Raw genomic sequence first — 25,535 nt, 5'->3', positions numbered from 1 at the left:
CTCCGTAAGCGATTGGTCTGGTGCGATCAGCCCTGGATATTGGGCGGCCAGTTATTGGTATTGATCTCGGAGGTGTATTTCAGGAAAGCCACCACATCGTCCAGCTCGCCATCATTCAGGTGGAACTGCGGCATCTGGCGACGACCCGGTACATTGGTGGGCATGGCCTTCATCCAGCCCTTGATGAAGTCGGGACCACGGCGCACATAGACATTACCCAGTTCCGGCGCAAAGAATGCACCCTCACCCAGCAAGGTGTGACAGCCGCCGCAATTACGCGTCTCCCAGATCTTCTTGCCGCGCACGGCCGCATCGGTCAGCTTGGCCTTGGCGTTATGACTGGGCAGGGCCATGGTGGTATCCAGCGTCAGCCCCAGGAACAGCAGAAAAAAGAACACCGACCCACCGTAAAAGATGTTGCGGGCCGTCGATTTGGTGAAGCTCGCGCTCATCACGTCCTCCTCAAAGTGCTTGCACCGGCAAGTCCGGTACCTGGACCGAAATGTACGGATTCAGGCATCCATATAGCATTGATTCGTATCAACGATTCCCGGTCGCCCTCCTCCCTACACTGGCGACATCACCATCTGGCAAGCATTTGCCCGGGAGTCCACATGCACCGACCAGCCCTGCCCCCCCTGCCTCACCCCGACACCACCAGCGCTACCCCCTCCGCCGCCAGCACCACCGGCCTTGCCCCTGGCAGCGTCTGCCTGGTAGGGGCCGGCCCCGGCGACCCCGACCTGCTTACCCTGCGCGCGGTACAACGCCTGGGTGAAGCAGACGTAGTGCTGTACGACCACCTGCTGGACCCACAGATACTGCGACTGGCACCACCGCAGGCCAGTCGTATCTGCGTGGGCAAGCGCGCCAGTCGCCACACCCTGCCCCAGGCCGACATCAACCGGCTGCTGATTGACTTTGCCCGCAGCGGGCAGCGGGTGGTGCGGCTCAAAGGAGGCGACCCCTTGCTGTTTGGCCGTGGTGGCGAGGAAATGCTGGCACTGGCCGAAGCAGGTATTCCCTGCGAGGTCGTACCCGGCATCAGCGCGGCACTGGGCGCAGCCGCCGCGCTGGGACTGCCGCTGACCGACCGCGATCACGCTCAGGGCTGTACCCTGGTCACCGGTCATCGCCGCCAAGGTGAAAGCACGCTGGACTGGACCCAGCACAGCCAGCCCGACCAGACGCTGGTGGTCTACATGGGACTGGGCGAGGCCAGCCATATTGCCAGCCAGTTGCTGACGCATGGCCGCGACCCGGCCACCCCGGTGGCCATCGTGGAAAAAGCCTGCAGCAGCGCGCAGCGCTGTGTATGCGGCCAACTGGAACAGCTGCCACAGCTGATTGCCGATGCTGCCATCAGCACACCGGCCCTGCTGGTGATTGGCAAGGTGGTCACACTGCACCAGCAACTGCTGGCCTTGCGCCAGCAGGCGATGATTTCTTGATCCGGGTCATTCAGGCCGCAGCGCCAGCCAGCAATACTGCAGGCATACCCCCCACACCTCGAGACCACGCATCATGAACGCCATTTCACAGCTCACCCAGCAACATCGCTTGTGCGATGCCGACTTTGCCCTGGCCGAAGAAGCCGTCCGCCATGCCGACTGGCCTAAGGCACGTGCCGTGTTCCAGGCCTTTCACAATGCCATGCTGCAGCATTTTTCCCTGGAAGAAGACAGCCTGTTTCCAGCCTTTGAAGCCGCTATCGGCAGCAGCATGGGGCCGACTGCCGTCATGCGTAGTGAACACGCGCAGATGCGTGCACTGATGCAAGACATGGTGCAGCTGCTATCATCCGAACAGGCCACAGACTACCTGGGCTGTGCCGATACGCTGCTGATCCTGATGCAGCAACACAACATGAAGGAAGAAAACATTCTCTACCCCATGTGCAGCCAGCAGATTGCCGACTTCGACGCCATGGTCAACGCAGGAAGCGCAGCATGAGCCCGCGTGACCTGCGCCACCTGCCGGCACCACAACCGATGGAAATCATCCTGGACGAAGCCGATCTGCTGGCATCCGGCCAGGAAGCAGCCTACATCCTGCCGCACCACCCCAGTCCACTACTGCCCTTGCTGCAGCAACAGGGGCTGGACTTCCGCTTCGAGCTATCCGGTGACGGCGGCGTCATTCTGATCCTGAGCCGGCCATGAGCCAGGCTTGGCTGTCTTACGAAGCTGCCCCGCCGCCATGGCTGCCAGGCAGCTTTTTTGCGGCCAGCCTGTCATGGCTGCTGGTTACCGGGCTAACCCTGCTGCTGGGCAGCACAGTGATGCCCAACCGCTTTGATCCGCTTATCGTCACCCTCACCCATCTGCTAGCACTCGGCGTACTGGGCAACACCATGCTGGGTGCGCTGCTGCAGCTGCTGGCTGTGGCCGCTGGCGTTGGTACGCCCCGACCGCATGCCCTGTGGTGGCGCACCTTTCCGGCCTGGCAGGCCGGTGTTGCCAGCCTGTGCTGGGGCTTCAGCCACGGTTTCAGCCCCCTCTGGCTGGCTATCGGTGCACTATTGCTATGCTGTGCCGGACTGGCCCTGCTGTGGCATGCAGGCTATGGCCTGTGGCGCAGCCCTGCCCGGGACGCCACCAGCCAGGGCCTGCGGCTGGCGCTGGCCGGGCTTGGCCTGGCACTGTCGCAGGGCCTGCTGCTGGTGCTGACGCTGGGTGGCCATATCAGCCCACCCTTTCTGCCGCTGCTGCACAGCCACGTATTGTGGGCGGGCCTGGGCTGGCTGCTGGCCTTGCTGCTGGCTGTCAGCCAAACCGTGATGCCGATGTTTCTGGTCACACCAGCCTTTCCCAGCCGAACCCGCTGGCTGATACCAAGCCTGCTGGCCTTGCTGGCCGGACTCAGCCTGCTGCTGCTGTGGCAACCCTCCACGGCAGAATGGCTGCTGGTACTTGCCTGTATTCCAGCAGCCTGCTTTGCCATTCTCACCTTGCACCAGTTGCGCGCCAGCCGCCGCCGACAGGACCCCTTGTGGCGCAGTTGGCTGCTGGCCACGCTGTGCCTGTTGCTAACCCTGCCACTTGCTATCGCAGGCCTGTATTTACCTGCGGCCAGCAGCAGCCTGCCGCTATGGTGTGGCGTACTGTGGCTGGGTGGCATGGGGCTGGCAGCGGTTCTGGGCATGCTGGGCAAAATCGCACCGTTTCTGGCCTGGCTGCATCTGCAGCGCCTGCAGCCACCACGCGGCGCACTGCCACGTACTCATGGTTTTCTCTCCGAACAGACTGTTGCCCGACTCACTGGCCTGCATGCTGGCTGGCTGCTGCTGGCATTGGCCTGGTGCCGCTGGCCGGCCATCTGGCAGACCCCGCTGGCCATCTGCACCTTGCTGCTGGCTGGTGCAGCCGCCTGGCATGGCTGGAAGCTATGGCAGCTTTATCGGCAAGTACGGGCGGTTTGCCTGGCACGGCATACCGATAGCACACTCAGCACCTCCCGCTAAAACCTGACTCAACCTTGACCCGCGCCCAGCCTGGGCGCGTCACCTCACACCCCACAAAATCTCAGGTTCAGTACATGGGCACATTTGGCGGTAGATTTATATCGCAATACGATATATATTTAAGTGGCAGCGCCTTGCTGCCAAGGAGATCGCCATGAACCTGCAACATCCGCTACAGATGATTTACTCGTCGCACCATGGGTGGGACCAGCTTGGCCAGCGTCATCCGTCCGTTGCCCATAGTTTCGTGAAAATCGTGCTGCCTGCCTCGCTGTTTGCCGCAGGCATGGTGCAATACGCCGCGGTTTATCACGCGGATAGCTATGCCCCCGGCGTACCAATGCAAAACTGGCAGCAAGCCAGCCTGATCCTGCTGCTGACCAGTTGGCTGGCCGTGGCACTGATGGGCTGGGTAATCCGCCAGTCGGTGCATGCCGCCAGTCGGCCAGCCTTTGCCGATTGCTACCGTCTGGCCGCGCTGGTACCGCTACCGATCTGGCTGTCGGCACTGTCTTTGCTGCTGCCTTATCCGCTATTGAACATGAGCTGCGCCGTGCTGGGCCTGGCCGCTTCTGCCGGATTGCTCTACCACGGGCTGGATGCCTGGTTCGAACACGATGACTCGGTCCACACCTTGTCGCTGGCCTATACCATCTTCGCCATTGGCGCGCTGGTGTGGCTGTTTGTCGTGGCCCTGCTGCTACTGCCCTTGTTGTAAACCGGAGTACACCACGTGAACATCAGCCTGCAAGCCCTGCAACGCTACACCCCCGGCAACACGCCGGCTTTCCTGATCGGCAGCGAGCCCGCTGCCGGTCTTTCCACAGACATTGCCCGTCGCCTGCGCTGGCTGCCGGCACTGTCGCCGGCCCCCGGACTGGCAGCCTGGCTGCAATTGCGTGAAGAGCGCTGGAGCCAGTTTTGCGAAATCTACTGGGCAGTACTGCACAACAATCCCCAGCGCTGGGACTGGCTGGCGCGCATGGCCCGTGGCAATGGCATCATCCTGGTATATGCCGAAAGCGACGTCCATCTGAGCGCAGCACGCGCACTAAAACAGTTTCTGCGACAACAGGATGACATGCCTGTGCACTATGCTTCGCCGGTATGCTATGCGGCCCAGTTCGGCAGCGGCGGGCTGATGTGATAAGGTGAACAGCTTCTTTGTTAGCCTGTGCCACTCCCTGTCCACCATGACTGTTCCCGTACTGAGCAAGCAGGATTTCGAACGCCTGGCCGATTTTCGCTACCGCCTGCGCCAGTTTTTGCGTTTTAGCGAAGAACTGGCGCAGGAGCATGGCATCACCCCGCTGCAATACCTGCTGTTGCTCCAGGTGCAAGGTTATCCGGGGCGGGAATGGGCCACGGTAGCCGAACTGGCCGAACGCCTGCAGTCGCATCATCACAGCGTGGTCGGCCTGATCAAGCGCTGCGAGGAACAGGAACTGCTGAAGAAAACCCCTGGCCGCCAGGATGGCCGCCAAGTGGAAATCAGCTTGCTACCCAAAGGGCAGGAGCTGGTAGCCAAGCTGGCCGCCCTGCACCGTGAGGAACTGCTGCTGCTGAAAGACCTGGGCGGTGCCCAGTCGCTGGACCTGCTGCAGAACATTCACCGCAGCCTGCAAAGCTGAGGCCAGCAACTGGCGGGCTCTGGCTGTAAAAAATATCGCCACACGATACAATAGTCCACCACCATCCCACCCACCACATCATGACTGCATCTGTTGTTCCTGCGCGCCGCCATGCCTGGCTGCGCGGTTTTCTGCCCGCCCAATTACTGGCCGGTCGGCGTGAGCGGCTGTACGGCTGCCTTGGTGCCGGCATCGGCCTGCTACTGACCGAACTGGTCAGCCGCGCGGCCCTGGGCAGTGCTATCCCGTGGTTTATTGCCCCGATGGGTGCCTCTGCCGTACTGCTATTTGCCGTACCATCCAGCCCGCTGGCCCAACCCTGGTCGATTTTGGCCGGCAATCTGGTTTCTGCCATCATCGGCGTGGCCTGCGCCCGCTACATTGCCGACCCCGGCCTGGCCGCCAGCATGGCCGGCGCGCTGGCCATTGCCGCCATGTTCCAGCTGCGCTGTCTGCACCCGCCTGGCGGGGCAGTCGCCATTACCGCCGTGCTGGGCGGCCCTGCCATACAGGCGCTGGGTTTCCAGTTTGTGCTGTGGCCGGTGCTGGCCAATTCGCTGTTACTGCTGGGCGTAGCCTTGCTGTTCAATAATGCCCTGCAACGCCGCTACCCGCACCTGCCGACCGACAGCGCCAACCCGCACCACACACGAGACCCGCTCCCCAGTGAACGCCGTGCCTTTAACCAGCAGGATCTGCACCAGGCACTGGCCAGCTTTGGCGAAGTGCTGGACGTGAGCGAAGACGATCTGGCCGCTATCTTCACCGCCGCCGAACAGCAGGCGCAGAAACGCCGCTTTGGTGCCATCCGCTGTGGCGACATCATGTCGCGTGATGTGGTGTCCATCCAGCCGGAAGCCAGCCTGCAACAGGCCTGGAACAAGCTGGCACATCACAAGGTAAAGGCCTTGCCGGTCATCGATGCTGCCGGTCGCTTGCAGGGTCTGGTTTCCCTGCATGATTTCTTCCTGCCGCACCACCAGGTAACAGGAGTACCGCATGCAGCCAGGCTGGATGGGCAGGTGGCCGATATCATGAGCCAGCCAGCCCGCAGCCTGCAGGCCACCCAGCCCATCAGCGAGCTGGCGCTGGCCTTTTCCGATGGCGGCATGCATCACATGCCGGTGATTGATGCGGATGGTCAGCTGTGCGGCATGATTACCCAATCCGACCTGATTGCCGTGCTGTTCAAGCAATAAGAGTCACCAACAAAAACCCTGCGGCGGCGTTGTGCCTGCTTGCCGTACCCTTGTACTGTCAGCATCGGCGCGCCTTGCCCCAGGAGCGCTGCGCCTTTAGCCGCGCCAAGCCAGTCCGCCTTGCCGCCCCGCTCCTGCCGGCAAGGCCGTTTGTCTTGACGCGAATCATTCCCATCCTGTGGCGAGACTGGCCATACTGGGCCATCACCACCCGATCGAGTTTGCCATGAACACCCAGCCCCTCCCTCCCCCCCTGCTGCGCGCCCCGCACCGCATCGCCTTTCTGTTTGGCATGCTGCTGGCACTGTTGCTGTTTGCCGCCTGGTTTGCCGAACTGGCCTCGCGCCTGGGCAGCCACCCCATCCAGCCGGCAGTCCCCGCCGTAATGGCGCATGGTTTCCTGATGCTGTACGGCATTTTTCCCTTTTTCATGACCGGCTTCATCTTCACCGCCGGTCCACGCTGGCTGGGCGTGCCAGCACCTTCGCGCCGGCGCTACCTTAGCGTACCGGCCTTGCTGGCCAGCGGCCTGTTGCTGTGGCTGGCCGGCCTGGGCCTGGGCCGAGCCTGGCTACTGACCGGGCAACTGCTGTACAGCAGCGGTTTTCTCGGACTGACGCTGACCTTTGCCCAACTGATATTGCGCAGCCAGCAAGCCAACCGCCTGCATGCGTGGATGGTGCTGTCCGGCTTTGTGCTGGGTTTTGCCGGCCTGCTGGCCGCGTTGTTCTGGCTGTATAGCGGCAATGCTACCGGCTGGCTGCTGATGCGCGACCTGGCCTTGTGGGGTTTTCTGCTGCCGGTATTCCTGACCGTCTGCCACCGCATGCTGCCCTTCTTCACCGTGAGCGCCATGCCCGAGATTCCGGCCTGGAAGCCGGACTGGCTGCTGTGGGCGCTGCTGGCCGGCAGCTGGCTGCATGGCCTGCTGTCCATGCTGGGTGTCACCACCCTGCCGGCGGACCTGCCCTTCTGCCTGCTGCTGGCTTACACCAGTTGGCGCTGGCAGGGCTGGCGTACCGGTCAGGTAAAACTGCTGTGCATGCTGCACCTGTCCTTTGCCTGGTTGCCGGTGGCTTTCCTGCTGTTCAGCCTGGCCGGCGTGCTGCCCGCCAACGCACTGGGGCTGGCTCCACTGCATGCGGTCACGACCGGCTTTTTCATCAGCATGGTGATTGCCTTTGTGTCGCGGGTGTCGCTGGGTCACGCCGGGCAGCCGTTGCAAGCGCCGACCTGGCTGTGGCGTCTGTATCTGGCGGTGCATGGCATGGCCGTGCTGCGGGTGGCCACCGACTGCCTGCCGGCTGGCTGGGCCGCCGGCCTCTATGTACTGACGGCCATCAGCTGCCTGCTGTTACTGCTGTGCTGGAGCCTGCGCTTTGTCCGGCTCTACCTGAAAGCTCGCAGCGACGGTCAACCGGGCTAGTGCATCCTGCTTCACCGGTGGGCAGCGGGCAGATAGAATGCCGCCACGGTGGCTGCTGTGGCGGCCTGATATGCGAATGAACCGGTAAAGAGACAGATGGACCAGCAACTGAAAATCGAAGACCTGCAACTGGGTGATGGCAAGGAAGTGGTACGTGGCGCGCTGATCACCACCCACTACACCGGCTGGCTGGAAGATGGCAGCCAGTTTGACTCGTCCCACGACAAGGGCAGGCCCTTCCAGTGCGTGATTGGCACCGGACGGGTGATCAAGGGCTGGGATATCGGCCTGATGGGCATGAAAGTGGGCGGCAAGCGCAAGCTGTGGGTACCCGCTGCCCTGGCCTACGGCGAGCGGCAGATTGGTACGCGCATTCCGCCGCATTCCAACCTGCTGTTTGAAATCGAAATACTGGAAGTCCTTACCCGCGACGACTAGACCGGCTCAGCGGCCTGGCTGCGCAGCCAGCATCGCGACTTGTGCAGCCACTGCGTCCAGCACGCAGGCCCAGTCGCCCGCTGCGGGCTGGCGAAACAGCCGCATGCTGGCATACCACGGGCTGTCGTCCCGGCCCAGTCCCCAGCGGAAATCCGGGTTGAACGGCAGCAACAGCCAGCACGGTTTGCCCAGCGCACCAGCCAGGTGCGCCACCGAGGTATCCACGCTGATCACCAGATCCAGCTGGCTGATCAATCCGGCCGTATCCTGCAGGGTATCCAGCTGTGCGGCATGGTCGATGATGCCGGCAGCAGCCACGTCCACCGGCGCTTCGCGGTATTCGCGCTGCAGGCTGTGCCACTCGGCATCCAGTTGCAGTAATGCGGACAGCGTCGGCAGCGTCAGGCTGCGCTTGCGGTCGTTAAGATGCCGCGCCGAGCCGGACCATGCCAGCCCGACACGCAGACGTTCTTTCTGTCCCAGCAAGTCCGCCCATTGCTGCCTGCCGGCCTCATCCACCGCCAGATAGCCTTGTGGTGCCGGGATATTGTCCAGCGTGGTGGCCATGCGCAGGGGCAGCGACATGATGGGGCAATGCAGGTCAAACTTCGGTAGCGCTTCACGCCGGGTAAACACCTGCGTCTCCGGTAATAGCTGGCTGGCCAGCCCGGCGACTGCCGGATTGAGCAGAATCAGTACCCGCGCCCCGGCCTGCTGCAACTGCGGCAGATAGCGCAGCATCTGGATGGCATCGCCCAGGCCTTGTTCCTGATGTAGCAATAGCGTCTTGCCATTCAGATCCTCGCCTTGCCATTCCGGCTGAGGAAAACGCTGCACACCAGCACGCTGGCACAGCTGCTTGTCCAGTTTGCGTGCTTCGTAGTCCTGCCAGCCACGGGCGTAATCGCCTTGCAGCAGCATGAGCAGCGATCGGTCGTAGCGGGCGAGGGCATCAGACGGCGCATGCGCCAGCGCCTTGTCCAGCAGTGTACGGGCGGCGGCAATATCGCCATTCCCGGCCAGCAGGTTGGATTTGCAACACAAGGCACGAATGTCAGCCGGCTGTTTTTGCAACACGGCCTCCAGCAGTTGCAGGGCTTGCTGTTCCTGACCTAGACGATATTCCACATTGGCCAGATTGACCTGGGCTTCGACCAGTTGCGGCTTGATGGCAATGGCACGCTCCAGCAAGGGTTGTGCCTGCATGTTTTGGCCTGCACTGGCCAGCAGCGCCGCCATATTCACCAGCGCATCGACATTGTGCGGGTCAAGGCGGATCGCCACGGCAAAGTCCGCGCAGGCCAGTTCAGGCTGGTCCAGCAATACCTGTACATTGCCACGGTTACTATAAGCTTCGGCCATGCCGGGACGCAGGGCGATGGCGCGGTCGAAATCCTGCAGCGCCTGTGGCAGTTGCTGCTGGTTTTTCAACAGGATGCCACGGTTGACATAGGCTTCGGCCAGCTCCGGGGCCAGTGCAATGGCATGATTGAAATGCGTGAGCGCACCCTTGGGTTGCGCCAGTTGCACCAGCGCCAGGCCCAGCAGGAAATGCACTTCCGGGCTGTCGGGGAAGGCTTTCACCACCCGGCTCAGGCCGTCCCGGGCAGCGGATGGCTGGCCTTGCTGCAGCTGCTGCATGGCTTGGTTGATCTTGTTGAGCGCGAGTTGTTGGTTCATGGCATCTGGACAATAGGAAAGATGACGAGGGGCAAACTGGCCGCAAGTGTAAGGGGCTGTGGGAGCACAGGCAATGCCGCTACCGACTACAGACGCATGCCCAGCCCCAGCGACACCAGACTGCGATCGCGCAGCAGGTTGTAATCACCACCGCCAGTTTTCAGATAGCTCAGATCCAGCTGGTAGTCACGCCGCACATTCAGCGCCAGGCTCAGCATGGTGGTGAAGCGGCCTTGGGAAAACTGGCCATCGTAGGAATAGCCGCGTACATCCTGCCCCAGTGTCAGGGCCGGGGTCAGCGTCATGTCCGGCCAAAGGGTGGCATAGCGGCTCTCCAGCCGCAGCCGCACACCCCAGGCATTGCTGGTGATGAAGCCATCTAGCCTGCAAGTGGCTGCATCGCCACTGCAGCTGGGATAGGCCTGGCTTGCCGCCATGCCCCAGCCTGCGCGGCCGTAGCGCATCACCGAGGGGTCGGGCAAGGCAAAGACATGCTTGAGGCCCAGCTCGGCAGATAGCTTGACATCCCCCCCGGCCAGCTTGCCCAGCGGCCGGGTGGCCCCCAGGCTCAGGCTCATCACCTGGTAACGGTCGTAGCCATCGGCAGAGGCACCGGCAGGCAGACTGTACAGGCGTGCCAGCGGGCCGCGCCCCATCAGCAAGCCGTTGAGGAAGTCAGCCCCGTTCCAGGCCAGCGGCTGGTCCGGGATATAGCCCAGCTCGGCATAGGCGCCAGTCTGATCAGGCAGGCGGGTGGCGAAATTCAGCACGAACAGATGCAGATTGGCAGGATAAGAACGGTAATACTGGCTGCTAATCCCGGTGGCCTGGGCCAGGCCGCTATTGGCCAGCACGGGGGTGAGTACACCGGCACTATTGTGCTGCACGCCGGTGTAGCCGATCTTGCTGTCGATATTGGCGGCATAAAATCCGAATTTGCCCACCCCATCCAGCAGGTAATGCACACCTGCCCCGTATTGCCCACCTGATGGCAGCCGGTCGGCACTGCGGCTAACGTAATCCAGTGCATTGCTCACGGCCTGGGCATCGGTGGTGCTGATGTTGCGGTGGACAATGGCGGATAGCAGGGCACCATTCAGAGTGAGCTGATTGCAGCCCGGCTGTACGTAATCGCCGGTGGAATAAAAAGTGCCGCAGCCAGGGTAGACATTGGGCGCGTAGGCAAACTGGTAAAAGCCATCCAGGTCGAGCCTATCGTTCAGACTCAGTTTGCCGTACAGCGCCCAGTCCGGAATGCCGGCCTCGGCCGCTACCGAACTGGCACGGCTCAAGGCGGCGTAATCAATCGCGTTGACTTGCGACAGCATGCCGCTGGCGGTGGGGCTGCCCCAGGGAATGGTCTGCCGGCCAGCGCGCAGTAGCAGTGGATAGCCGGCCAGCCGGGTAGTGCCGTACAGATAAGCATCATCCAGCACCACATTGCCAAAGCGGCCCAGCGGCACGAACCCCTCATCACTCAGTGCGGCACCGGACTGGTAATGATTGGGCACATTGCCATGCAGCACCGATTGCTGCGCCAGGGTGTAGTCATACCAGGCCTTGCCAGCCAGCCGCAGCCCCAGGCCCTGGTATTGCAGATCGGCCTGCAGATAGCTTTCGATGGCGGTGGATACTGCGTCTCCGCTGCGATAGTTGAGGTCGCCGTCGTTCAGGCTGTTCATCGATGCGCCGCTGGTGAGCGCCGGGTCCGGATTGGCAGCGCGGATCACCGTGCCCATCCCCAGCCAGCCGCGTAGCGACAGGCTGGCGGCCCCCAGCTCCAGTGTGCTTGCCTCGCCCAGCTCGGGCTTGATGGTGGTAATGCCATTGCTGACTTCGGCAGCCTTCAAGGACTGGCAATGCATTGCCAGCCCAGCCCCGGTCAGCACCAACAGCCAGCCCCGACTTGCCCATGACCCTCTACGCGGTGTCATCCGCTTATTGTTTTGCATGCTTGTTATGCTTGTGCCCAGTATTCAGTCAGAAACGCCCGGCATGCCGTGTAACCGCTACGCTGCCCCTCAGCCCGCGTACGGCAACCTGCCAAAGTAGGCGGCCATTCTAGCGTCTGCCGCCAAACCACAACCAGCACAACAAGATTAAATTTTACACCCGCCTATCCACGGCGGATAAAAGCTGGATCACGATCGCTCAGGAGGACGTGGCGGCCAGCGGAAGCTGCGGCTGCCCCTGCACCCGGCTCACCCACCACAAGGCCACGCTTACCAGTGCAACCGCACACCAGCCATTGCTGCCATAGCCGATGATCTGCCCGCCGCTGCCACTGCTGAGCAGCAAGCCGCCCAACCAGGCACCGCAGCCATTGCCCAGCGACTGAATCGCGCTGTTGACACTGAGAAACGCACCGCGGTTCTGTGCTTGCGGCACCGTGGTCAGCAGGGCTTGCATCGGAATCATCCGACCGGACAGCGCAACCATGAATACCGGGAAAAATGCCACGATGGCGACAAAGGGCAAATCCGGCAGATGAGTGACAAACAGCACAGGCAACATGGAAAACAATGCCATGATGCGGAACAGCTGGTGCTTGCCATAGCGGTCGGCCAACCTGCCGATACGGCGCGAAGTAAAGAAGGTGGCGGCACCGCCAGCCATGTAGATCCAGGCGATCTGCTGCGGCGCAATACCGTGATTGGCCACCAGTACCGGCGAAATGAAGGGGATCACCATCATGTGCGACACCAGCATGAGAAAGGTGAGCCCGAATGCACGCAGATGCAGCGGATTACTCAGCAAACGCCACAACCCGGGCAGAACCTGACTCAAAGGCGGCGGTGCCAGCTGCAGATGCAGGCGCAAGGAAGGCACCAGCACCCATGCAGCCAGCCATATCAGCAGCGACAGCACGGTCAGCAGATAAAACGGCGATGACCAGCCCAGATGCGCACCCAGCACGATGCCGGCTGGCACCCCGGCAATGGCCGCCAGCGAAAAGGCCGTCATGATGGTGCCGGTGGCAGCCCCACGGCGGGATACCGGGATGATGTCGCTGACAATCGCCATGATGATGGAGGCCAGCACACCGCCGCTCAGGCCGGCAAAGGCGCGCGCCAGCAACAGCATGTGAAAGTTGCCGGCCATTGCACACACCAGGTTGGAAGCCGCAAACAGGCCATAAATCACCAGCAGCAGACGGCGACGGTCAAAGCGGTCGATATAGGTGGCGGCAAACAGGCCGGACAAGCCGGAACACCAGGAATAGGCCGACACTGCCGTGGCAAACGCGGCCGGGCTGATGGCGAAGGCACGCATGATTTGCGGCCCCAGCGGCATCATCACCATGAAATCCATGATGATGGTGAACTGGGTCAGCGCCAGCAGCCACAGCAGGCCGCGCTCGCGTGAGAGGCTTGATTCAGCCATGGGCAACTCCTTGCGCGCATGCAGCCGCGATGACACGGTAACTGCATGCACAATTAATTGACAATATCATCTATTAAATATGACGTAAATGATTGATATTGTCAACATTATGAACAATCATGTCCCAGCACATATCCGGTATTGATCAGCTCACTGGCTCTCTACTTTGCAGCGTCTGCCGAATCATCTGCTGCATCACATCACAGGCACGGGCTCCCTGAGAATGCAGGCTACGTATCAGTGCCACCTGCAAGGGTGGCAAAGCGGGCAGCCCCTGCTCTACCCCAAGCACCTGGATACCCGGCGGCAAGCTGCATGCGGTCAGCACGGCAACCGCCATGCCGCTGTGTACCGCCGCCAGCTGTCCGGCCACGCTGGGGCTGCTGTACACCACACGCCAGGCACGCTGCCTTGCCTCAACCGCATCCAGCACGGCGCTGCGCGCCCGGCTACCCAGTTCGTACAAGGCAATCGGCAGCGGGTCGCGCAGCCAGGCTGCATGCTGACTGTCGCCCACCCAGACCATGGTTTCGTCAAACAAGTACTCTCCCCGATCCGGCTCGTCCCGGCTGACCATTGCCAGATCAAGCTCGCCGCTTTCCACCTTGCGGATCAGGGCCGTCGATTGCTCGCAGACCAGATTGATTTCCACCGCAGGAAAGCGACCCACATACTCGCGCAACACATTACCCAGATAAGCAACGGCATAATCCTCCGGCACGCCCAGCCGCAACTGTCCACTGACCTGGGCACCATGCAGGGTATCCAGCGCGGCAGAATGTGCGGCCAGTACCCGGCGCGCATGCGGCAGCAATTCGGCCCCGGCGGCAGTCAGTGCCAGCTCGCGCGGATTGCGCAGCAACAGCACGCAGCCAGCGGCCTGCTCCAGCTTTTTCAGCTGCATGCTGACTGCCGACTGTGAGCGATGTACCTGACCGGCTGCCGCACTGAGCGAGCCGGCATCCACCACGGCAACAAAAGCGCGTAGCCAATCCAGTTGCAAGTCCTGCATGGTCATTGTCAGCCGCATCATCATTCGAAAATCGAATAATTAACATATCATAAATTCGCTTTACCGAAACAAGCAGCAGCCCCGATGATTTCCGTCATGAAAGATACAAGCATCTTGCACCTGGCCACCACGGCCCGGCAGCGCAAACAGGATACCGGCAGCCGGAGCATGGTTCTGGCCGGGCTGCTATTGGGCACACTGGGCATCTTCGTGACCGAAGCCAATCAGCCACCGCTGCTGACAGTGTTGATGCGCTGCCTGTTTGGCGGTATTGCGCTGTTAGGCTGGGGAGCCTGCAGCGGCAAGCTGAGCGAGTTGCGCTTGCGTGGCAGATCGCTGCTGGCCGTCTTGCTGGCCAGCTTGTTGATGGTTAGCAACTGGGGGCTGTTTTTTGCCACCATCCCACTCACCTCCATCGGCTTGGCTACCGTGCTGTTTCACCTGCAGCCCTTCTGGGTCATGCTTTACGGCAGCCTGCTGCTGGGTGAAAAGCTGTCGCGCCAGCACCTGCTGGCCGCCATCACCGCACTGGTCGGCCTGGGACTGGCCTGCGGGCTGGCAGGACTGCGCAGCGAGGCGCTGCCAGAGGGTTTTCTGAGCGGCGTACTAATGTGCATTGGCGGATCGCTGGCCTACGCCGGATTGCCCATCGTTGCCAGAAGCCAGCCCAGCATCAGTTCATTTGCCCTTGCCTGGTGGCAATGTGCCGTGGGGGTGGTACTGACGGCCTGGTGGCCGTTGCTGAATGGCTGGCCGACTACCACAGCCAGTTGGGCCTGGCTGGCCGGGTTGGGCAGCCTGCATACCGGCCTTGCCTATGCTTTGCTTTACAGTGGCATGAGCCGGGTTTCCACCAGCCGCTTTGCCGTACTGCAGTTTGTCTATCCGGTAACAGCCATTGTGGTGGACTGGCTGGTCTATCATCATGCGCTGGATAGCTGGCAACTGGCCGGCATTGGCCTGATGGGACTGGCATTGTGGTCGCTGCGGCGTTTTTAGGACAAGGCTTGCGGCAAGGACAGCGGATTGCGGATAAAGCCTGGCAAGCGGCCCCGTGCCATGGGCTTGGCCAGCAGAAAGCCCTGCACCAGATCAACATGCAATTGCTTGACCAGATCAAAATCCTGGCGTCGGCTGACGCCTTCCACTACAACGGAGACATGCTGGCTTTGCAGCATGCGCACGGCAAAACCCAGTAGTTTCTCTGCCGCGGGGTCTCCGGCAGCCTGATGTACCAGCGTACGGTCTATCTTGACTGAATTGGCCGGTATTTCCCGCAAATGATGGAATCCGGAATAACCAGCACCAAAATCATCCAGTGCCAGATTAAACCCCATCACCCGCAAACGAATGGCATTTTCCAGAGAACAGCTCAGATTATCCAGCGGCTGGGTTTCCGTTAATTCCAGTGTGATTCTGGCAGGAGAAAGATGAGCTGATTTGAGTATTGCATTGAGTTTATCCGGGATATCTGGCCTATCGAATTCTCTTACGTTGATATTGACAGCCACCCCCAGTTTTAATGCGGGAAACTGGGTATCCCACTCACAGCAATCCCGTACCGAATGCTCCAGCATGGTACAAAGCAATTCTTCTCCCAGGTCGACTTCATCAATGCGGGGCAGAAACAGCGCCGGGGCGATCAGACCGTGCACCGGGTGCTGCCAGCGCGCCAGCGCCTCTACAGAAACCGTTTCCATCGTCTGCGGATCGATCTTGGGCTGGTACCAGGGCAGGATCTGACCTGCGTGCATGGCATCTCGCAGCTCCTGGCGGCTGAAAGCATAGTGCCTGGCAGCGGCAGTCTCGGACTTGCCGGCAATCTGATTGATGCATTCTTGCAGCAGGGATTCAAGCTGATCGGCCGATACCGGTTTTTCCAGGCTACCCAGAACGGGCAACTCTTGATGACCACCAAAGCGGGACACACTGTGCAGGATATCCCCGGCTTGTGCGCTGCAAAAAACCAGCTGGGGAACATGCTCCAGCCTGCGCATGTGACGCAACAGCTGGATACCATCCAGCCTGGGCATGTCCAGATCGCAGATCATCAAGTCATAGCGGTGCGACTCCAGCTGTGACAGCGCCTGATAGCCATCCTCAGCCTCGTCAATCAGGTTCGCCCCAGCTTGTTGAAGCAGCGCATGCAATGCCATGCGCTGAATTGCGTGATCTTCGACAATCAATATCCGTAATGGAAAAATATCGCTTTGTAATAATGGACCAGTCATTAAAATCACCTGAAATCATAAAACTTGGTTTTTTATAAGCGTTACATTATCCTTACCTAGATACTGAATGCTGATGGGAAATTTCTGATTGAATACTAGATTTTTCTTATGACTTTTTTAAAGAAACACATTTACTCTCCTGCAGTCGAATGCTAGAAAAATATTATTTCTAATCCATAACATTCCGGAGATTTAAGAATGAAAAGCGCCATCATTGTCGATGACCACCCAGCCATCTGTCTGGCGGTCCGCTCTGTACTGGAAAAGTCGGGGCGATACGCAATCATCGGCGAAACCGACAATAGCCAGTCCGTCATCGAGCTGGTCCGGGAACACAAGGTCGACCTGATCATCATCGACCTCAATATCCCGCGCATCAGTGGTCTGGAGCTGATCAAACGCATCAAGGGGCAGCATCCGGGCATCAAGCTGCTGGTTCTCTCGGCCCAGGACGAAATGGTGTATGCCTCGCGCTCCATGCAAGCAGGAGCAGATGGCTTTGTCAGCAAGAGCAAGGATCTGAATGCCATCCTGTCAGCATCGGATGCCATCATGGCCGGCTACAGCTTCTTCCCACGCGATGTGGTATCCGGTGCCAAGCTCAATATCGAAAACCAGATGGACAGCCGTATCGAAAAACTGTCTGACCGCGAGCTGGCCGTGCTACAGCATCTGGCACAAGGCCTGTCCAACAAGGCCTGTCCAACAAGGACATTGCCGACCGGCTGTTCATCAGCAACAAGACCGTCAGCACCTACAAGGTGAACATCTTCGAGAAACTGGGCATTTCAAATGTGGTGGACCTGACTGACTTTGCCCGTACCAACAAACTGGTTTGACTAATCCAGAGGCGACTCACACTCGCCTCTGTTGCCTCTGCCAGATATCCGGACGACCACATCTGCGGCACCCTTCTCACGCTGTCCTACTGGTGACGGCCCGGCAGACTGTACGCGCTGATTGCCCAACACCCTCCTGATCCATCGGTCAGACCACGCCAAGCGCAAGATGCTGTTTTCCACCTCCGCCCTGCTTACCACCATGCCGGCAATATCCCGGAATCAAGTACTCACGCGCCCAGCGGCCTGTTAGCCGCTTCATGCCCAGATAGCCAATAAACCCAGCCACGGCTGACCCTTTGATCGGTTACTCAGCTTATCGGCTACTAGTATGGTAGCGCTCAAATCCAACTGGGAGATGGTGATGAGCGTAGTAGTCAGTGGGGCTGCCAATGGCATTGGGCAAGCAGTCGCGACGCGACTGGCCACAGAAGGCCAGCCGCTGGTATTGGTGGATATCGATGCCAAAGGGCTGGCACGCATGGCAGAGACCTTGCCAAGTAATCTTCCCCATCGACTGGTCATCGGTTCGGTTGCCGACCGTGCTACGGCTGATGCTGCTGCGGCGGCAGCGCAAGAACTGGGCGGTGCCCATGGTTTATCCCATAACGCGGGTATCCAACGTTATGGCTCGGCGCTGGAAACCTCGCAGCAATGCTGGGATGAAGTCATGGCGACCAATCTGGGCGCAGCCTTCCTGCTGGCACAGGCCTTGTTGCCCCAGTTGATCGCCAACCGTGGCGCCCTGGTATTCATGGCCTCGGTACAAGGCCTGGCCTCTCAGCGCAATGTGGCTGCCTATACGGCATCCAAGCATGGGCTGATTGGCCTGAGCAAATCCATTGCCGTGGACTTTGCCAGCCAGGGCGTACGGTCCAATGCCATCGCCCCAGGCTCCATCGACACCCCCATGCTGCGCGATGCCATCGCCAGTGCGCCCTCCCCCGCTGCCTTACGCAAAGAAATCGACACCATGCATCCGCTGGGCCGCGCCGGTCATGCCAGCGAGGTTGCCGAGCTGGTGGCTTTTTTGCTGTCTGACCGTGCTGCCTTCATTACCGGAGAAGTCATCCGCATTGATGGTGGCTTGCTCGCCCTTATCGGCGGCTCACCCTTACAGGACTGAAACATGGCCATTGTAGATATCAAGGCGACCACGGTTGCCGTTCCGCTGGAAGCGCCACTCAGACATTCTGCCGGTGTGCACTGGCAACGCTTTGTCCGCACCGTGGTGGAAGTCATCGACGATAGCGGCTTATCTGGCTGGGGCGAACTGGGCGGTGGCGGTGAAAGTGCCGAAGCCGCCGTCAAGGCCTTGCTGCCCTACCTGAAGGGGCATGATCCACTGCAGTTCGAACAACTGCGCTGGAAAATCATGAACCCCACCGCCAGCCTGTACAACAACCGTCTGCAATTGCATGCCGCCATCGAAATGGCCTGTATGGATCTGGCCGGCAAACAACTTGGCATGCGTGCCTGTGATTTTCTAGGTGGTGCGCTGCGCGAGCAGGTGGATTTTGCCGCCTACCTGTTCTACCGCTATGAACATGATGGCCGCGGCGGCGAAACCATGCCGGAAGACATGGTGCGCCATGCGCTGGAACTGAAGCAGCGCCATGGCTTCCGGGTACACAAGCTCAAGGGTGGCCACTTTGCCCCCGACCACGACATTGCCGTGATGGAGGCGCTGGCCGCCGCCCTGCCCGGCGACCGACTGCGACTGGACCCGAATGCCACCTGGTCGGTGGAAGAAAGCCTGCGCGTCGGCCGCGCCATCGCCCATCTGCCGAATGATTATCTGGAAGACCCCACCTGGGGACTGGAAGGCATGCGCCGCGTACGCGAACGCCAGCCCATTCCCACCGCCACCAATATGGTGGTGGTGAATTTTGAACAGCTGGCGCAATGCATGCGCCACAGCCTGGTGGATGTCATCCTGCTGGACACTACCTTCTGGGGCGGGCTGCGTCAGGCTTACAAGGCGGGTACCGTGCTGGAAACCTTCCAGCACTCTGCCGCTATCCACTCTTCCGGTGAACTGGGCATTCAGTTGGCCTCCATGCTGCATCTGGGTGCCGCTTTACCCAATCTCAATTTCGCTGCCGATGCCCACTACCATCACCTGCGTGATGACATTCTGGTGGGAGGCAAATTCAGCTATCAGGATGGTGCCATTGCCCTGCCGTCCGGTCCGGGCCTGGGGGTTGAGGTGTGCCGTGACAAGCTGGCGCAGTATGCCGAGCACTACCGCAGCGTGGGTGGCTATGCCTATGACCGCGATCCGGGCCGACCCGGCTGGTATGGCATCCTGCCGGAGCGGCGCTGGGCCGACCCTCGCCAACAGCAGGTGGGGGTGCTCCATGGCTGAAGTCTGTCTGCGCGATCTGGTCAAGGTATACGAACAGCAAGTGGTGGTGCGTGGCATCCATCTCGAGATACCAGATGGGGCCTTCGTGGTGCTGGTCGGCCCTTCCGGCTGCGGCAAATCCACCACGCTACGCATGATTGCCGGACTGGAAAGCATCAGTCATGGCCAGTTGCTGATTGATGGCAAACTGGCCAACGAGCTGCCCCCGCAGGAACGCGGCGTGGCCATGGTGTTCCAGTCCTATGCGCTCTATCCGCACATGACGGTGCAGGAAAACCTGGCTTTTTCGCTGAAGCTGGCGGGTATTTCCGCTACAGAGCGGCAAAAGCGGATTGATGTCGCCGTCAAAACACTGGAGCTGGCCCCCTACCTGAACCGCAGGCCGGCAGAACTATCCGGTGGCCAGCGCCAGCGGGTAGCCATGGGACGGGCCATCGTGCGCGAACCGCGGGTATTTCTGTTTGACGAACCGCTGTCCAATCTGGATGCCAAGCTGCGCAACCAGATGCGGGTGGAAATCAAGCGCCTGCAACACCGGCTCAAGGTCACTACCGTCTATGTAACCCATGATCAGGTAGAAGCCATGACGCTGGCCGACATCATGGTGGTGATGAAAGACGGGGCCATTGTGCAGCAAGGCAGCCCGCTGGAGGTATTCCAGAATCCGGCCAATCACTTTGTCGCCAGCTTCATCGGCACGCCGCAAATGAACTTCTTCCACGGCACGCTGCAGCAGGAGGGGGAACACTACTACTTCGCCTCGCCGGCGCTGCGCATACCACTGGACCGGACACGCTTTGGCCCGGCATTGACGCATGGACAGCGCGTCTGCGCCGGCTTGCGCCCGGAAGATATCGTGCCGCATTGGCCGGATGAAGCGCCGCCAGCGGCAGAAACCTTTGCCGCCACCATCACGCTGTCGGAAATGCTGGGCAATGAAACCCTGCTGTTTGCCGAATCCGCCAGCGGGCCGCTGATTGCCCGTCAACTGCCTCCGCGCCCGGTAGCCGATGGCCAGACACTGCGTTTTGCCATCCGTGCCGCTAATTTGCACCTGTTCGACGCTGATAGCGGCATATCGCTACGTGCCGACCGTCCGCAGTCTCAGGAGACCAATACACCATGACACGCCCAGCCTTGCTCCGTTTTGCCCTGCTAGCTAGCTGCCTGTTCAGCACTGCCGTCCCGGCCAAAGAAGTACAACTATTCAATGACAAAGGCTTCTGGAGCGCCCCACTGCAGACGGTGGCCAATGCCGCGCGCGCCGAGGGCATCAGCCTGAAGATTTCTCCTTATGCCAATGCGGAGCAATACAAGACCTTCATTCAGGCCTCGGTGGCCTCTGGCCGCACGCCGGAGCTGTTTACCTGGTGGACCGGCGCATCGCTGAACACGCTGACCGCCACCGGCCAACTGGCACCGCTGGGCGCGCTGTGGAAGGAAATGGAAGCCGATGGCCGCTTTCAACCGGGCGTCAAAGACCTGTTCAGCGTGGGCGGTCAGCCCTATGCCATCCCTTTGCAACTGTCGCGCTGGGTGGTGTTGTACGACAAACGCGTCTTTGCCCGCCTGGGCTTGAAACCACCCGCCAACTGGGCCGAGCTGCAAACCGTGGCCACGCGGATCAAAGCCGCTGGCCAGACACCGTTTCTGGCCACCACCCAGGATGGCTGGCGCGGCTTTATCTGGTTTCAGGAACTGCTGCTGCGTACCGATCCCAAGGCTTATGTCGGCCTGAACAATGGCAGCGTGGCCTATGACAGCCCGGCGGTGCGCAATGTATTCAAGATATGGTCCGAGATGTATGCCAAAGGCTGGTTTTCCGACCCCCGCTCCAATGAAGAGATCAACGACTTCGTCCGGGGCAAGGGCGTGATGTATTTGTTTGGGGAATGGGCAGTCGGCCTGCTGGGCAAGGCAGGCTTTCCACTCCAGGAGCTGGGGGTGTTCATCCTGCCCAATGCGCCTGGCGTGCAGCAGCCGGCCATCATTGTGGAAGGCGCACCCATCGTGGTTTCCCGCAAGGGGCTGGCCAATCCCGATGTAATGAAGACGTTGCGCTTCTGGGTTTCCAACCAGGGTGCGCAAACCTGGGGCAAGGCCTCGGGCAACTATATCGGCAATAACAAGATTGCCGCGCCCAATGCCATTGTCAGCCAGGTGAATACGCAACTGGCCCAAACACGCCACACCATGTTCCTGCGCTGGTGGGAAAACGTACCCACCACGCTGCAAGGCGAGATGGTGGCGGAATTCAACCGCTTCATGCTCAAACCGGACATGCGCACTGCCCAGAACGTCATGCAGCGCATGCAAAGCCTGAATGCGGCTTATTGGAGCAACAGAAAAAAGTCCTGACGCATCGCCTGGCAACAGGCCAGCCACCCGCACCTCAACGGAGACCGGCATGAACCCGCTCATGCAGCATGATCAACAACTGCTTGCCCGCATCGGCCTGGCACAAATCAAGGCACGCGAACCCGCCCAACAAGGGCGTCAGTTTCGCGTGGCACTGCGCTTCATGGCCCCCGCCCTGCTGTTGGTGACAGCCCTGCTATTACTGCCGGTGCTGTACAACATCTGGCTCAGTTTTACCCAATGGCAATTGTTTGAGGGCCGGGACGACTTCGCCGGCTGGCAGAATTATCGCCAGTTGTGGTCCAGCCCCTATTTTGACGAGGCACTGGGCAATACCGCGCTGTGGGTGGTGGCCTCGGTGCTGTTTCCCCTCACTGTCGGATTGGGACTGGCGCTGCTGTTCCGCCAGATGCCCGGTCAGGAATGGTTCAAATCCATCATTTTCCTGCCGCGCATCCTGGCCCCGACGGCGGTGGGCGTGATGTGGTACTACGTGTACGCGCCACAAGGCATGCTCAACCAGGTACTGGGACAGTTCAGCAGCATGCCGGTGGAAACCGGCTGGCTGTTTGAAGAACAGCTGGTCACACCCGCCATCATCCTGACTTTTGTCTGGCAAAGCTGCGGGCTGGTGATGGTCCTGCTGTTGCTGGGGCTGGCTGCGCTACCGCGCGATCCGCTGGATGCCGCCCGCATGGACGGTGCCCGGCCCTGGCAGGTGTTCCGCCACATCACCCTGCCCTTGCTCGCCCCCACCTTGCTGATGGTGGTGATTCTGTCAGTACTGGCCGGCTTTACCGTGTTTGATCTGCTGTGGGTGATGGGAGCGAACTATCCGCAACAGCGCACCCTGTCGCTGGCGGTGTTCATGTACTTCGAAGCCTTCCAGAAAAACAGCTGGGCCTTTGCCGCCGCCACCGCCGTGGTGATTGGTGGCGTGGTGCTGGCTGTTACTTGGCTCCAGACCTTATTGCAAGCCCGTGTAGACAGGATGGTCCGCTGATGCAAAACCTATCGTCGCAACAAGCCAAATGGCTGGCCCTGCCGCCGCCGGCATCACCACCACGCTGGGGCAAGGCCCTGTGCGGATTAGCACTCGCCTTGCTGTGGCTGCTGCCCTTCAGCTATGTCTTGCTGGCCATCTTCAAATCCACCGCCGAGTATGCCGCTTCGGCCCCGTTGTCCCTGCCCGAGGGTGTGTCACCCTTACTGGAGAATATCCGCATGGCCTGGGAACAGGGCGATATGGCACAGGCCATGCTCAACTCCAGCTTGTATGCCGCGGTGGGTGCCTCGCTGGCGGTGCTGCTGGCCGCCATGGCCGCTTATCCGCTGGCACGCATGCAATTCCGGCATCGCAATCTGTGGTTCCTGCTGCTGTTTGCCGGCACGGTGTTTCCCTTCCAGATGTACCTGATTCCACTGTTCTTCGGCTTCCAGTGGGCTGAGTTGCTGGATACGCATCTGGGCATGTGCCTGCTGTACACCGCCATCTGCATTCCATTCCCGCTGCTGGTATTACGCAATTACATGCAGAACCTCAGCCTGGAAATCGACCAGGCGGCACGGCTGGATGGCGCGTCGGAATTCACACTGTTCTGGCGCATCATCCTGCCCAATCTGCGCGGCCCGATGTCGGCGGTGTTCCTGCTGCAATTCACCTGGATCTGGAACGACATGCTGTTTTCCTCGGTGCTGGGCAATAGCCCGGAAACCCGTTCCATCATGAATGCCTTGCTGGTGTTCCAGGGCAGTTATGCGCAAAGCGGGCCCAATATCATGCTGACCGCCGCCGTGCTGGCCTCGCTGCCCACCTTATTGCTGTTTGTGCTGCTGCGCCGCCAGTTCATGCAAGGGCTGCGGGTGTGATGAGCCAGCCTGCTGCCCTGGCCACGCACCAACCCTTTGTGCCGGATCCGCGTCAGCCACTGGCGCGCCAGCTATACCAGTTGCTGCTGGTGCGGATTTGCCGCTTCGAGCTGGAACCGGGCCGGCTGATTTCTGAAGCCTCGCTTTCCGCCACCCTGGGCGTCAGCCGCACCCCAGTGCGCGAGGCGATGGCCAGACTGGCAGAACAGGGCCTGGTGGAAGTCATGCCGCAGCGTGGCAGCCGCGTACTGCCCTTGCGCCGCAGCGATCTGGAAAAGTCGCAATTCATGCGCGAAGCATTGGAAACCGCCATGCTACGCAAAGTCATGGCCATTGCGGATCGCCAGCTCCTGCTGATGCAGCTGGACAAGGAAATCACCCTGCAACGCACTTATCTGCAAGTGGGCGATCTGGCGCGTTTTTATCAATCTGACGAGGACTTCCACCGCCATATCGCCCTGTTTGCCGGCTGCGGGCCGGTAATCGAGGAGATTGCCCGCGTCAAGGTGCATATGGACCGCTTCCGGCAACTGACGGTGGCCTCGGTGGAGGATCTGGCCATGGTCATTGCCCAGCACCAGGCCATACGCGACAGCATTGCCGGCAGCGACGGCATGGCAGCCGAAGCCTGCCTGCAGTTGCATCTTCGGCGGATCTTCTCTTTTCTGGAGCAGGCCCAAGCGCTGTTCCCGCATTATTTTGCCGAGTCAAAGCCATGAAGATAGCCATCTGGGGCAGGCAACGCGACCACGTAGGCGAAAGCCCGTGCTGGGATGCGGTACACGGCTGCCTGTGGTCGGTGGACATGACGGCACAGGCCATCCGCCGCCGCTGGCCCGATGGCCGCACCGACAGTTTTCCCACTGCCGAACTGCCTGCCGCACTGGCACTGAACCCGCAGGGCGACATGGCGGTGGTGGCGTTTGCCAGCGGTACCGCGCTGTGGACGCCCACACAGGGGCTGTTGCACTGGCTCACCCGGCCGGAAACCGACCCGCAGCTGCGGCTGAATGAAGGCAAGTGTGATCCGGCAGGACGCTTCTGGGTGGCCAGCATGGAAAACAATCTGGACCACCATGGCCAGCCACGCGCCACCTCCCGCTTTGCCGGGCACCTGTGGCGCACCAGCGGGGAGCAGGCCATCGCCTTGAGTGAAGCCGAATTCGGCTGCCCCAATACCATGGCCTGGTCGCCCGACCGGCGCTACTTTTATGCAGGCGACAGCCAGCGCAATTCCATCTGGGTGTGGGATTACGACATGGCATCCGGCGACATCAGCCAGCGCCGAGTGTTGCAACAAGGCGGGCCGGGCATTCCCGATGGTTCTGCCATGGATGAGGATGGCTGCCTGTGGACGGCCCGCTTTGGCGGAGGCTGCATTGTGCGTACCACGCCAGCAGGTAAAACCGACCGCATCATCCCGCTGCCGGTCCGCAACCCGACCAGCTGTACTTTTGGGAATGCACAAGGCGGCAAACAACTGGATACCCTGCTGATTACTTCCGCCCGCTTTGGCCTGAGCCAACCCGGCCCGCAGGATGGTGCGGTACTGGCCATTCACACCGGCCACTACGGCCTGCCGGAAAACCGTTACCGGGACGATGCCTGACACGCGAGGCAGCAGGCGGGTCAGCTTA

General features: G+C 60.8%; 27 protein-coding genes. 21 read left to right on the top strand and 6 right to left on the bottom strand.

Going from position 1 to position 25,535, the window contains the following annotated elements; genetic code table 11:
• Nucleotides 1-26: 26 nt before the first annotated feature.
• Nucleotides 27-452: a c-type cytochrome gene (locus GSR16_RS04980; RefSeq protein WP_159875430.1), complete on the bottom strand. Its 426-nt coding sequence runs from the start codon at nucleotides 450-452 to the stop codon at nucleotides 27-29.
• Nucleotides 453-614: 162 nt separating this feature from the next.
• Between GSR16_RS04980 and cobA the strand changes: the two genes are divergently transcribed.
• From cobA to GSR16_RS04930, 10 genes are all read left to right on the top strand, one after another.
• A complete protein-coding gene (cobA, locus tag GSR16_RS04975; protein ID WP_159875429.1) occupies nucleotides 615-1,451 on the top strand; it encodes a uroporphyrinogen-III C-methyltransferase in 837 nt (278 codons plus the stop codon).
• 73 nt (nucleotides 1,452-1,524) lie between these two features.
• Entirely contained in the window at nucleotides 1,525-1,953 is a 429-nt protein-coding gene (locus GSR16_RS04970; protein ID WP_159875428.1) for a hemerythrin domain-containing protein, read from the top strand.
• Nucleotides 1,950-2,162: a DUF2249 domain-containing protein gene (locus tag GSR16_RS04965; RefSeq protein WP_159875427.1), complete on the top strand. Its 213-nt coding sequence runs from the start codon at nucleotides 1,950-1,952 to the stop codon at nucleotides 2,160-2,162. Before GSR16_RS04970 ends, GSR16_RS04965 begins: the two co-directional genes overlap by 4 nt.
• Nucleotides 2,159-3,463 (top strand): hypothetical protein, encoded by a 1,305-nt coding sequence (locus GSR16_RS04960; protein WP_159875426.1) that lies wholly within the window; start codon nucleotides 2,159-2,161, stop codon nucleotides 3,461-3,463. Before GSR16_RS04965 ends, GSR16_RS04960 begins: the two co-directional genes overlap by 4 nt.
• Nucleotides 3,464-3,617: 154 nt before the next feature.
• The gene (locus GSR16_RS04955; RefSeq protein WP_159875425.1) at nucleotides 3,618-4,181 is read left to right on the top strand and encodes a YIP1 family protein; all 564 of its coding nucleotides are present in this window, start codon (nucleotides 3,618-3,620) and stop codon (nucleotides 4,179-4,181) included.
• Nucleotides 4,182-4,196: 15 nt separating this feature from the next.
• A complete protein-coding gene (locus tag GSR16_RS04950; RefSeq protein WP_159875424.1) occupies nucleotides 4,197-4,610 on the top strand; it encodes a DUF488 domain-containing protein in 414 nt (137 codons plus the stop codon).
• 4 nt (nucleotides 4,611-4,614) lie between these two features.
• Nucleotides 4,615-5,094: a MarR family winged helix-turn-helix transcriptional regulator gene (locus GSR16_RS04945; RefSeq protein ID WP_240902602.1), complete on the top strand. Its 480-nt coding sequence runs from the start codon at nucleotides 4,615-4,617 to the stop codon at nucleotides 5,092-5,094.
• Between the two features lie 80 nt (nucleotides 5,095-5,174).
• The gene (locus tag GSR16_RS04940; RefSeq protein ID WP_159875423.1) at nucleotides 5,175-6,293 is read left to right on the top strand and encodes an HPP family protein; all 1,119 of its coding nucleotides are present in this window, start codon (nucleotides 5,175-5,177) and stop codon (nucleotides 6,291-6,293) included.
• A 226-nt stretch (nucleotides 6,294-6,519) separates the two neighbouring features.
• Complete coding sequence (locus GSR16_RS04935) at nucleotides 6,520-7,719, top strand: NnrS family protein (protein WP_159875422.1); 1,200 nt, start codon at nucleotides 6,520-6,522, stop codon at nucleotides 7,717-7,719.
• A gap of 96 nt (nucleotides 7,720-7,815) precedes the next feature.
• Complete coding sequence (locus GSR16_RS04930; RefSeq protein ID WP_159875421.1) at nucleotides 7,816-8,157, top strand: FKBP-type peptidyl-prolyl cis-trans isomerase; 342 nt, start codon at nucleotides 7,816-7,818, stop codon at nucleotides 8,155-8,157.
• 6 nt (nucleotides 8,158-8,163) lie between these two features.
• Here the strand turns inward: GSR16_RS04930 and GSR16_RS04925 are convergent, their stop codons facing one another.
• The 4 genes from GSR16_RS04925 to GSR16_RS04910 form a co-directional block, all read right to left on the bottom strand.
• Nucleotides 8,164-9,837, bottom strand: a complete 1,674-nt coding sequence (locus GSR16_RS04925) for a tetratricopeptide repeat protein (protein WP_159875420.1) — start codon at nucleotides 9,835-9,837, stop codon at nucleotides 8,164-8,166.
• A gap of 86 nt (nucleotides 9,838-9,923) precedes the next feature.
• A complete protein-coding gene (locus GSR16_RS04920; RefSeq protein ID WP_159875419.1) occupies nucleotides 9,924-11,702 on the bottom strand; it encodes a DUF1302 domain-containing protein in 1,779 nt (592 codons plus the stop codon).
• Between the two features lie 286 nt (nucleotides 11,703-11,988).
• A complete protein-coding gene (locus tag GSR16_RS04915) occupies nucleotides 11,989-13,221 on the bottom strand; it encodes an MFS transporter (protein ID WP_159875418.1) in 1,233 nt (410 codons plus the stop codon).
• A gap of 145 nt (nucleotides 13,222-13,366) precedes the next feature.
• Nucleotides 13,367-14,233, bottom strand: coding sequence for a LysR family transcriptional regulator (locus tag GSR16_RS04910; RefSeq protein WP_205677498.1), 867 nt, complete (start codon nucleotides 14,231-14,233; stop codon nucleotides 13,367-13,369).
• A 96-nt stretch (nucleotides 14,234-14,329) separates the two neighbouring features.
• On the opposite strand from GSR16_RS04910, the gene GSR16_RS04905 reads away from it, so the two are divergent.
• Entirely contained in the window at nucleotides 14,330-15,232 is a 903-nt protein-coding gene (locus GSR16_RS04905) for a DMT family transporter (protein ID WP_159875416.1), read from the top strand.
• Here GSR16_RS04905 and GSR16_RS04900 read toward each other — a convergent pair.
• Nucleotides 15,229-16,464, bottom strand: a complete 1,236-nt coding sequence (locus GSR16_RS04900) for an EAL domain-containing response regulator (RefSeq protein WP_276608566.1) — start codon at nucleotides 16,462-16,464, stop codon at nucleotides 15,229-15,231. The two genes, GSR16_RS04905 and GSR16_RS04900, sit on opposite strands and share 4 nt — an antisense overlap.
• Nucleotides 16,465-16,662: 198 nt before the next feature.
• Here GSR16_RS04900 and GSR16_RS04895 point away from each other — a divergent pair, with 198 nt between their 5' ends.
• The 10 genes from GSR16_RS04895 to GSR16_RS04850 all read left to right on the top strand — a co-directional run bounded on the left by GSR16_RS04895 (nucleotide 16,663) and on the right by GSR16_RS04850 (nucleotide 25,507).
• Nucleotides 16,663-17,229: a response regulator transcription factor gene (locus GSR16_RS04895; RefSeq protein ID WP_159875414.1), complete on the top strand. Its 567-nt coding sequence runs from the start codon at nucleotides 16,663-16,665 to the stop codon at nucleotides 17,227-17,229.
• Nucleotides 17,163-17,303, top strand: coding sequence for a response regulator transcription factor (locus tag GSR16_RS21440; RefSeq protein WP_159880734.1), 141 nt, complete (start codon nucleotides 17,163-17,165; stop codon nucleotides 17,301-17,303). Before GSR16_RS04895 ends, GSR16_RS21440 begins: the two co-directional genes overlap by 67 nt.
• Nucleotides 17,304-17,667: 364 nt before the next feature.
• Nucleotides 17,668-18,429 carry an SDR family NAD(P)-dependent oxidoreductase gene (locus tag GSR16_RS04885; protein ID WP_205677497.1) on the top strand — a complete coding sequence of 254 codons (762 nt, stop codon included), beginning with the start codon at nucleotides 17,668-17,670 and terminating at the stop codon, nucleotides 18,427-18,429.
• Nucleotides 18,430-18,432: 3 nt separating this feature from the next.
• Nucleotides 18,433-19,671 (top strand): enolase C-terminal domain-like protein, encoded by a 1,239-nt coding sequence (locus tag GSR16_RS04880; RefSeq protein WP_159875413.1) that lies wholly within the window; start codon nucleotides 18,433-18,435, stop codon nucleotides 19,669-19,671.
• The gene (locus GSR16_RS04875; RefSeq protein ID WP_159875412.1) at nucleotides 19,664-20,797 is read left to right on the top strand and encodes an ABC transporter ATP-binding protein; all 1,134 of its coding nucleotides are present in this window, start codon (nucleotides 19,664-19,666) and stop codon (nucleotides 20,795-20,797) included. Before GSR16_RS04880 ends, GSR16_RS04875 begins: the two co-directional genes overlap by 8 nt.
• Nucleotides 20,794-22,029, top strand: a complete 1,236-nt coding sequence (locus GSR16_RS04870) for an ABC transporter substrate-binding protein (RefSeq protein WP_159875411.1) — start codon at nucleotides 20,794-20,796, stop codon at nucleotides 22,027-22,029. The genes GSR16_RS04875 and GSR16_RS04870 overlap by 4 nt, the downstream gene beginning before the upstream one ends.
• A 49-nt stretch (nucleotides 22,030-22,078) precedes the next feature.
• Entirely contained in the window at nucleotides 22,079-23,032 is a 954-nt protein-coding gene (locus tag GSR16_RS04865; protein WP_159875410.1) for a carbohydrate ABC transporter permease, read from the top strand.
• Nucleotides 23,032-23,898: a carbohydrate ABC transporter permease gene (locus GSR16_RS04860; protein ID WP_159875409.1), complete on the top strand. Its 867-nt coding sequence runs from the start codon at nucleotides 23,032-23,034 to the stop codon at nucleotides 23,896-23,898. The genes GSR16_RS04865 and GSR16_RS04860 overlap by 1 nt, the downstream gene beginning before the upstream one ends.
• Nucleotides 23,898-24,617, top strand: a complete 720-nt coding sequence (locus GSR16_RS04855; RefSeq protein WP_159875408.1) for a GntR family transcriptional regulator — start codon at nucleotides 23,898-23,900, stop codon at nucleotides 24,615-24,617. Before GSR16_RS04860 ends, GSR16_RS04855 begins: the two co-directional genes overlap by 1 nt.
• Nucleotides 24,614-25,507, top strand: coding sequence for an SMP-30/gluconolactonase/LRE family protein (locus GSR16_RS04850; protein WP_159875407.1), 894 nt, complete (start codon nucleotides 24,614-24,616; stop codon nucleotides 25,505-25,507). The genes GSR16_RS04855 and GSR16_RS04850 overlap by 4 nt, the downstream gene beginning before the upstream one ends.
• Nucleotides 25,508-25,535: the final 28 nt, after the last annotated feature.

Origin of the sequence: Aquitalea denitrificans (assembly GCF_009856625.1) — a bacterium.
Lineage (GTDB): Bacteria > Pseudomonadota > Gammaproteobacteria > Burkholderiales > Chromobacteriaceae > Aquitalea > Aquitalea denitrificans.
The sequence above is the reverse complement of the archived record's forward strand: the minus strand, read 5'-3'. Positions and strand labels throughout refer to the sequence as shown.

What these genes read in the sequence shown, in the direction of transcription:
- GSR16_RS04980 (WP_159875430.1), bottom strand. Translation starts at nt 452, where the DNA reads ATGAGCGCGAGCTTCACCAAATCGACGGCCCGCAACATCTTTTACGGT.
- cobA (WP_159875429.1), top strand. Translation starts at nt 615, where the DNA reads ATGCACCGACCAGCCCTGCCCCCCCTGCCTCACCCCGACACCACCAGC.
- GSR16_RS04970 (WP_159875428.1), top strand. Translation starts at nt 1,525, where the DNA reads ATGAACGCCATTTCACAGCTCACCCAGCAACATCGCTTGTGCGATGCC.
- GSR16_RS04965 (WP_159875427.1), top strand. Translation starts at nt 1,950, where the DNA reads ATGAGCCCGCGTGACCTGCGCCACCTGCCGGCACCACAACCGATGGAA.
- GSR16_RS04960 (WP_159875426.1), top strand. Translation starts at nt 2,159, where the DNA reads ATGAGCCAGGCTTGGCTGTCTTACGAAGCTGCCCCGCCGCCATGGCTG.
- GSR16_RS04955 (WP_159875425.1), top strand. Translation starts at nt 3,618, where the DNA reads ATGAACCTGCAACATCCGCTACAGATGATTTACTCGTCGCACCATGGG.
- GSR16_RS04940 (WP_159875423.1), top strand. Translation starts at nt 5,175, where the DNA reads ATGACTGCATCTGTTGTTCCTGCGCGCCGCCATGCCTGGCTGCGCGGT.
- GSR16_RS04935 (WP_159875422.1), top strand. Translation starts at nt 6,520, where the DNA reads ATGAACACCCAGCCCCTCCCTCCCCCCCTGCTGCGCGCCCCGCACCGC.
- GSR16_RS04930 (WP_159875421.1), top strand. Translation starts at nt 7,816, where the DNA reads ATGGACCAGCAACTGAAAATCGAAGACCTGCAACTGGGTGATGGCAAG.
- GSR16_RS04925 (WP_159875420.1), bottom strand. Translation starts at nt 9,837, where the DNA reads ATGAACCAACAACTCGCGCTCAACAAGATCAACCAAGCCATGCAGCAG.
- GSR16_RS04920 (WP_159875419.1), bottom strand. Translation starts at nt 11,702, where the DNA reads ATGCATTGCCAGTCCTTGAAGGCTGCCGAAGTCAGCAATGGCATTACC.
- GSR16_RS04915 (WP_159875418.1), bottom strand. Translation starts at nt 13,221, where the DNA reads ATGGCTGAATCAAGCCTCTCACGCGAGCGCGGCCTGCTGTGGCTGCTG.
- GSR16_RS04910 (WP_205677498.1), bottom strand. Translation starts at nt 14,233, where the DNA reads ATGCAGGACTTGCAACTGGATTGGCTACGCGCTTTTGTTGCCGTGGTG.
- GSR16_RS04905 (WP_159875416.1), top strand. Translation starts at nt 14,330, where the DNA reads ATGAAAGATACAAGCATCTTGCACCTGGCCACCACGGCCCGGCAGCGC.
- GSR16_RS04900 (WP_276608566.1), bottom strand. Translation starts at nt 16,464, where the DNA reads ATGACTGGTCCATTATTACAAAGCGATATTTTTCCATTACGGATATTG.
- GSR16_RS04895 (WP_159875414.1), top strand. Translation starts at nt 16,663, where the DNA reads ATGAAAAGCGCCATCATTGTCGATGACCACCCAGCCATCTGTCTGGCG.
- GSR16_RS04885 (WP_205677497.1), top strand. Translation starts at nt 17,668, where the DNA reads ATGAGCGTAGTAGTCAGTGGGGCTGCCAATGGCATTGGGCAAGCAGTC.
- GSR16_RS04880 (WP_159875413.1), top strand. Translation starts at nt 18,433, where the DNA reads ATGGCCATTGTAGATATCAAGGCGACCACGGTTGCCGTTCCGCTGGAA.
- GSR16_RS04875 (WP_159875412.1), top strand. Translation starts at nt 19,664, where the DNA reads ATGGCTGAAGTCTGTCTGCGCGATCTGGTCAAGGTATACGAACAGCAA.
- GSR16_RS04870 (WP_159875411.1), top strand. Translation starts at nt 20,794, where the DNA reads ATGACACGCCCAGCCTTGCTCCGTTTTGCCCTGCTAGCTAGCTGCCTG.
- GSR16_RS04865 (WP_159875410.1), top strand. Translation starts at nt 22,079, where the DNA reads ATGAACCCGCTCATGCAGCATGATCAACAACTGCTTGCCCGCATCGGC.
- GSR16_RS04860 (WP_159875409.1), top strand. Translation starts at nt 23,032, where the DNA reads ATGCAAAACCTATCGTCGCAACAAGCCAAATGGCTGGCCCTGCCGCCG.
- GSR16_RS04855 (WP_159875408.1), top strand. Translation starts at nt 23,898, where the DNA reads ATGAGCCAGCCTGCTGCCCTGGCCACGCACCAACCCTTTGTGCCGGAT.
- GSR16_RS04850 (WP_159875407.1), top strand. Translation starts at nt 24,614, where the DNA reads ATGAAGATAGCCATCTGGGGCAGGCAACGCGACCACGTAGGCGAAAGC.